Annotated in this window: 6 protein-coding genes and 1 pseudogene; 4 read left to right on the top strand and 3 right to left on the bottom strand. The window is 69.1% G+C overall.

What is annotated here, in order from left to right; all coding sequences use genetic code 11:
- The first annotated feature begins 129 nt into the window (after nucleotides 1-129).
- Both ACFV7Q_RS38225 and ACFV7Q_RS38220 read left to right on the top strand, forming a co-directional pair.
- The gene (locus tag ACFV7Q_RS38225) at nucleotides 130-759 is read left to right on the top strand and encodes a hypothetical protein (protein ID WP_385435558.1); all 630 of its coding nucleotides are present in this window, start codon (nucleotides 130-132) and stop codon (nucleotides 757-759) included.
- A 535-nt stretch (nucleotides 760-1,294) separates the two neighbouring features.
- Nucleotides 1,295-1,477, top strand: a complete 183-nt coding sequence (locus ACFV7Q_RS38220) for a hypothetical protein (RefSeq protein ID WP_385435556.1) — start codon at nucleotides 1,295-1,297, stop codon at nucleotides 1,475-1,477.
- Nucleotides 1,478-1,829: 352 nt separating this feature from the next.
- Here ACFV7Q_RS38220 and ACFV7Q_RS38215 read toward each other — a convergent pair whose 3' ends face one another.
- A complete protein-coding gene (locus ACFV7Q_RS38215) occupies nucleotides 1,830-2,426 on the bottom strand; it encodes a hypothetical protein (protein ID WP_385435555.1) in 597 nt (198 codons plus the stop codon).
- Nucleotides 2,427-2,991: 565 nt separating this feature from the next.
- Here ACFV7Q_RS38215 and ACFV7Q_RS38210 point away from each other — a divergent pair.
- Together ACFV7Q_RS38210 and ACFV7Q_RS38205 are read left to right on the top strand one after the other, a co-directional pair.
- Complete coding sequence (locus tag ACFV7Q_RS38210) at nucleotides 2,992-4,206, top strand: serine/threonine-protein kinase (protein WP_385435554.1); 1,215 nt, start codon at nucleotides 2,992-2,994, stop codon at nucleotides 4,204-4,206.
- Between the two features lie 179 nt (nucleotides 4,207-4,385).
- Entirely contained in the window at nucleotides 4,386-4,658 is a 273-nt protein-coding gene (locus ACFV7Q_RS38205; RefSeq protein WP_385435553.1) for a hypothetical protein, read from the top strand.
- 80 nt (nucleotides 4,659-4,738) lie between these two features.
- On the opposite strand, the gene ACFV7Q_RS38200 is transcribed toward ACFV7Q_RS38205, so the two are convergent.
- Together ACFV7Q_RS38200 and ACFV7Q_RS38195 are read right to left on the bottom strand one after the other, a co-directional pair.
- On the bottom strand, nucleotides 4,739-5,467 hold the full coding sequence (locus ACFV7Q_RS38200) for a hypothetical protein (RefSeq protein ID WP_385435552.1): 729 nt from the start codon (nucleotides 5,465-5,467) through the stop codon (nucleotides 4,739-4,741).
- Between the two features lie 13 nt (nucleotides 5,468-5,480).
- A pseudogene (locus ACFV7Q_RS38195) lies at nucleotides 5,481-5,849 on the bottom strand (hypothetical protein); the annotation flags it as partial.

Below are 5,849 nucleotides of genomic sequence, written 5' to 3'. Positions count from 1 at the left end.
CGGACCGCAGCCAACTCCTCAGCCATCACACCCGATCAACGACACAGGCCATCAGCCAGACACGCCACCCGCGAACCAACCTGACCAAGCACTACAGTAAGTTAGGCCGCGAACGGGGTGGAAGCAACGATGCTCAAGAAGGCACGCGGTACGGCCGCAGGTCTCGCACTGATACTGGCCTTGGCCGGCTGCTCGAGCGACGGCAACAGCGACGGCGGGGACAAGGACAGCGGCAGCGCTGGCGCAAGCGCCCCCATCGCGCCGCTCAACCCGTCCCAGCTCGCCCAGGCCATCCCCAGCAAGCTTGCCGCACCCGAGGGCTGGAAGGGGCGCCAACCTCGCGTCATCAACGGCAGCGAGGCCCAGAAGCAGTGCCAGCTGGCGGCCCGCTTCAGCTGCGCCGGGCTCACTGCGATGGCGAACACCCAGTACTCGCAAACGTACGACACGGACGTGAAGTTCGAACTCCTCGCCTATGACTCCGTCGAGAACGCCAAGGCGGGCATGAAGACGCTGGTCGCCGACACCCGCGAGGGAACGAAGGCAGACACGCTCAAGCCGCTGACCATCGACGTGGGCGCCGACGAGACCGATGCCTACGCGAAGGAGAAGCAAACCAACGCGGCGCTGGGTGTCGGTACCGTCGTGGCCTTCGTGATCGGAACCAGCCTGCCCACGGACCGTGACCTGCACTCATTCGCGTCGATGCAGGTTCAGCGAATCACCACCGCTGCCACGGGCAAGAACCCGGACGCCTGACCTGCCGCCCGGTCTGCCGCCTGTGGATCTTGTACTTCGATCTCGGACCTGGCGATGATGCCCCGCTCGATCGCCCGCGCGAGCCCCCGACTGGCCCGGCCCGGCCCGGCCCGTACGTATCGGAGTCCTGGGCCATAGTCGCAAGCTCCAGCTCCTGGCTGTCTGCGCTCTTGTGAGGCGAAGGCAGGACGCTCGGAGTCGCAGTTGCGTACGTGAGTCCGCCGGATGCAAGTGTGGTGTCCGGTGGTGCCGTGCGCCTCATTTAGGGTTGCGAGGTCGAAGCCGTCCATCCGCTCCCGCCCGGCAGAGCGGCTGACAGCGGCCCGCGTACCTTTCGCTGGGCGTCGGGCGGGTAGGCGCACGATATGAGCATTCGAACGTCGCAGATGTGGCTGCAGTGTCGGCCATCTGGTCGACGGTGCGCGGCATGGCGCCGACAAGCGTCTCCCTCGCCGCAACGTCCTCGTGCCGGAGTGCAAGGGGGGCGGAGCAGCCGGGGCTGCGGGTTCGCTCTGGCTGTGGTGGCATCGGTGGGATGGAGGATCCCTTCGCCGGCTTCGAGTCGGCACTGCTGGCCGGGGCGGGCTCGGTGGACCGGGCCGCCGCGCGCCGCGCTGTGGCTTCCCGCGCCACCGGGCCCGCGGACCTGAGAGTGCTGCTGGACATGCTCGGTCTGCGACCCGAGCATGATCCACCGGAAGAGCACCGCGGGCGCTGATCGGCTCGACTCAACGAGGCGCGCCGTCAGCGCTACGGTGTAGCGGGCCAGTGTTCGCCCGGCTGCGTCCCGGAAGGGAAGTCGCCGGTGGCGCGGTGAAGGCGATGCGCCGCCTGAAAGTCCTCGCCGGCCGAGTCGGATGCACCGCCAGCCCACGACTCCCTGGGGGCCAGGACCTCGAAGCGTCGCCGCCCTGGGCTTGAGTCCTGACCAGACTCGCGCGCTGCTCGCCCGGTTCGGCCGATGGAGTCCATACAGCTACTGATCCCCGACCGACCGTTTCCACCAGGGCCGTCTCGGGCCCAGGTGCGGGGCCGGCCACCGGTTACTGCTCGGTCACGCGTGAGTTTTGTCAGGGGCAGCTTTCGCCGAACTTGACGACACCGACTGAGATCTTGTCGGTGACCGCGATGGTCTTGTTCTTGGGGTCCTGGTCGCAGATCTGCCAGTTCGACAGGAGCAGCACGGTGCGGCCCTTGCCGCTGAGGTCGTGGAAGGACGTGGCTTTGTACCCGTCGCTGAAGCCTGCTGTCTTGAGCGCGTCTATGAGTAGGTCGCCGGACTTTCCGGTCATGTCCGGGACCAGCGCGGTTTGCGGCGCAGATTCCTGCGTGGGTGCCGGCTCGGGCGCCTTGGCCGCCACGGGCGGGGCGGCGGTGGCCGTGACGGTTGCGGTGGCAGTCACTGTGACGGTGGGCGCAGGCTTCGACTCGGCGGGTTTTGCCTCTGAGGGCGACACAGCCGCGGCGACCATGGCGACGATGAGGAAGAGTGCGACCATGCCACCGCACCCGAGGAGGGTCTTCTGCTCGGCGTTGAGCTGACCGCCGGCCTTGCCGGGATCAGTTTCCGGCTGCGGAGGCAGGGGGTACGCGGCCTCAGCGGCGGCGGGCGCTGAAGCGCCGTCGGGCTGCTGGGGGTAGCCGGGCGCAGGGGTGGGGACAGTCATGCAACGTTCCTGTGGCAAGAGAAAAGGGGGAGCCCCACTCGGCGTGGTGAAGTGGGGGTCTCACACCAATGCCGGGAGCTGGCGACGCTCAACATACAGGTTGAACGGTGAACAATGCCAGGCTCCCTGACGGGACCGAAAGAACCGTCGCAGGCCGCTGAGCTGCGACTACGTAAAGAGCGACCTGGCCTCCGGAGACACCGTGGCCGAGGAATCATGAGCCCGTCCCGCGAGGGTGGGTGCCGCGGCGGGCAAGATGGACGCGCGGCCTCAGCTCTCCTCGGACGGAATGCGGAGGACAGGTTGTGTGCGAGGCCCCCGGCAGTCCTGCTCCCTCCTCCGTCTCGTCCCGGAAGCGCAGCAGCTGGCTGACTGCGGGACGGGCCGCGGAGAGAGTGCCAGGTGATGGGCTCCAGCGCCTGAGAAAAACTTCTGGGCAGTCTGACATCGGGCGCGCCCCCGGGCGGGCCTGGGGCCGTCCGGGGTTGATCGTTGGTGGGGGCGGGCCAAGGAGGAGCGCAGCAGAGGGTTACCGAACTTCGCCTGCGCGCGGGCGAAGTGTGCCATGCTCGGCCCCGTGGGGGACACATTAGGACCGGGATCGCTGCTGGCCGGTGGCCGCTACCGGATCGAGGAGAAGCTCGGCAGCGGCGGCATGGCCGACGTCTTCCGAGCCTGCGACACGAAGTTGGCCCGGATGGTCGCCCTCAAGGCGATGCGGCCCGGACTGTCGTTCGACGACGGGTATCCGGCCCGGTTCCGGCGCGAGGCGCAGGCCATGGCCGCCCTCAACCATCCGCACGTGGTGGCCGTCCACGACATGGGGGACGAGCCCGTCCCGTACATCGTGATGGAACTCCTCCAAGGCCGCAGCCTCGCCGATCTGCTCGGCGCAGGGCGCCCCCTGCCGGTGGCGCAGGCTTTCGGCCTCACCTCGCAGGTGCTGGCCGGGCTCGCCATCGCCCACGCGCACGGGCTGGTCCACCGCGATATCAAGCCGGGGAACGTGCTGCTGGCGGCGGACGGGACGGCCAAGGTGGCGGACTTCGGCATCGCGCGGGCCGCCGAAGGGGCCGGGACCGCCCTCACGCGAACCGGTCTGCTGGTCGGCACCCCGTACTTCATGTCGCCCGAGCAGGTGCTGGGCCGCCCGGACATCGACGGCCGGTCCGATCTTTACTCGGTCGGTGTGATGCTGTTCCAGATGATCACCGGGCGGCTGCCGTTCGAGGCGGACTCCGGCTATGCGATCGGTTACCTACACCTCACCGCTCCCCCGCCCACCCTCGCCTCCATGGGCATCGCAGCCAGTCCAGCGGTGGAAGCCGTAGTGGCCCACGCCCTGGCGAAGGACCCGGCCCAGCGCTACCCGGACGCCGCATCCATGCGCGCCGCGCTGCAGGGGCCCGCCCCCACGGGGTCGGCGCAACAGCCAGCCTTCGTACCGCCACGACCGACTCGGCCCCCGCTGACCACGGTCCCCCACAGTCCGCTATCCCGCGCACGCCGGCTGCACCTCGCCCAGGCGCTCATCGTGCTCTCCTGGGTGCTGGCAGCTCAGGCGGATTGGGGCTGGCTGGTAGTGCCCTTGGTCCTCGGCGGCTTCGCCGTCGGCGTGCCGGGACTGTGGGTGTCGTGCTCGGCCGTTGCCCGGCGTCGCAGGCCACTGAGCAGGGTCGGCAAGGTCCAGGCCTCCATCGCCACAGCCATGCACGGAGGAGTGGTGCTCTTCCTCACGACGGGCATCCTGGTTGCGCTCACGTCTCCATCTGGACTGTGACCGCGCAGGTTCGGGTTCAGACCACGAACCCCGGCAAGCCTGTGCGGCCACCGCACCGGGGACCGTCGTCAACTGGCAGGCCCACCAGCGCAGCGGCCCGGGAACCGGCAGGCACGGTGCCCGCCCTCCTGCGGCACGGTGGACGGCGCCGCTGCAACGTCGGCGGAGTCCGGACTCCAGTGGGGAACCCGCCGGAGCAGGCCGCCGCCCGGCTCGGCGTATACCAGGCCGATTCCGAGTGGAGGCGCCGCCTGGGCTGGATCGCACCTGTCTCCTGGGGCCGCGTCCAGTTCGGCGCGAGCAAGACCGGTGCCGTCGACATCCCGCGCTTGAACGCCGGCCACGTCGACGACCTGCCCCGGGCACACCCCGATGTCCACTGGGCGCAGCTGCGCACGGTCGGCAAGGGCCGGTGCTCTCCCCTCGCCGGACTCCAGGCGCAGCTGGCCTGAGCTCCGCGGCCCGGCCCTGATGAACGACACCTCTTCCCCTCGGCTATCGCGCGGGAAAGACACCTCATGCAGTTAAGCCGTCAAGGTGCACCGTGGGATTTCGTAGTCAGCATCATGTGATGACGCACGCGAGGCCTTGTGGCCTGGCTCCGGAGCATCGGGGGCCAACCATGTAGGGGCAGCCGGGTAGGCGGCATGATGATCGGCATGATGGAGATCCCCGGTACGACGGTCACCCTCTCGTCCACCAGCCAGTGCTGCTGCAGGAATCTCTCTTCTGGCTTGGCCACCTGTACTCGTGCGCGCACGATGAGGACGCGGAAGAGTTGCTCTTCGGTGCGGACTACGAGGCGGCTGAGGTGTTCCATTGGGAGCTGCGGGAGCGGGCGGAGTGGCCCGTCTTCACCATCCCGCTGGCCGCCGGGCACCTCGTCCACGTCGTCTACCGCGCGTGGAAGGACGACCCGGGTGTCGACTATCTCCTGCATCACCCCAGCTGGGAGCGGGCACTGTTGCTGGCCAAGGACGACGGGCACTTTATGGGTCCTGCCCTGTCCTGGCCCGAGTTGTTTTCTGCCGCCGACAACGGGCTGCCCGGTGGCAGCACAGCCGATCCACACCGCCGACTCCTGTTGCTGCTGCCCGCGCTCGGAGACGACAGCATCCCGGACGACGCAGAGCACCGCCTGATGGCAGCTCTCAGCGCCGTTACTGCCGTTGAGGCCCCCGAAGAACTCGCTGCCGCTCTGTTGATGGCGCCCCTTGAATGCGGCCACCAGGTACTCGGGGGTGGCCTCGGACCTGCTCACTGGATCTCCCCGGCTACGCGCCAGCTGGCCTACAGTCTGTCATCGGGCCTTGCGGGAAAGCCGGGCCCCGGCCACGGGTCCGGCGCAGGTGGTAGGCCCGCGTCACCACTGCCAGCAGCGGTCCCCAGGCGAGGATGGGGACGTAGCAGGCCCACAGGGCCCATGCTCCCGGGCCGCTGGTGGGGAAGGCCTCGCCGGTGTCGTTCAGTGGCGGAACGAGCGCGAACAGATAGTTCAGGGTGACGTACGCGGCCAGCGCGGTAGCCAGGAAGGCGCCGATGAAGGCGGGGACGACGGCCGCGCGAACCGGCACCACACGGCCGCCGGCGAACGGCAGCCAGGCGGGCAGCCGTTCGCCCCAGGGCCGGACCAGCCCCAGGGT

Source organism: Streptomyces sp. NPDC059851 (assembly GCF_042732005.1).
In the GTDB taxonomy this organism is placed as follows: domain Bacteria; phylum Actinomycetota; class Actinomycetes; order Streptomycetales; family Streptomycetaceae; genus Streptomyces.
Note: the sequence above shows the minus strand (reverse complement) of the source record. Positions and strands in the feature narration are given on the sequence as shown.

Excerpts from the sequence above, each read along its gene's own strand:
- ACFV7Q_RS38225 (WP_385435558.1), top strand. The coding sequence starts at position 130 with ATGCTCAAGAAGGCACGCGGTACGGCCGCAGGTCTCGCACTGATACTG.
- ACFV7Q_RS38220 (WP_385435556.1), top strand. The coding sequence starts at position 1,295 with ATGGAGGATCCCTTCGCCGGCTTCGAGTCGGCACTGCTGGCCGGGGCG.
- ACFV7Q_RS38215 (WP_385435555.1), bottom strand. The coding sequence starts at position 2,426 with ATGACTGTCCCCACCCCTGCGCCCGGCTACCCCCAGCAGCCCGACGGC.
- ACFV7Q_RS38210 (WP_385435554.1), top strand. The coding sequence starts at position 2,992 with ATGCTCGGCCCCGTGGGGGACACATTAGGACCGGGATCGCTGCTGGCC.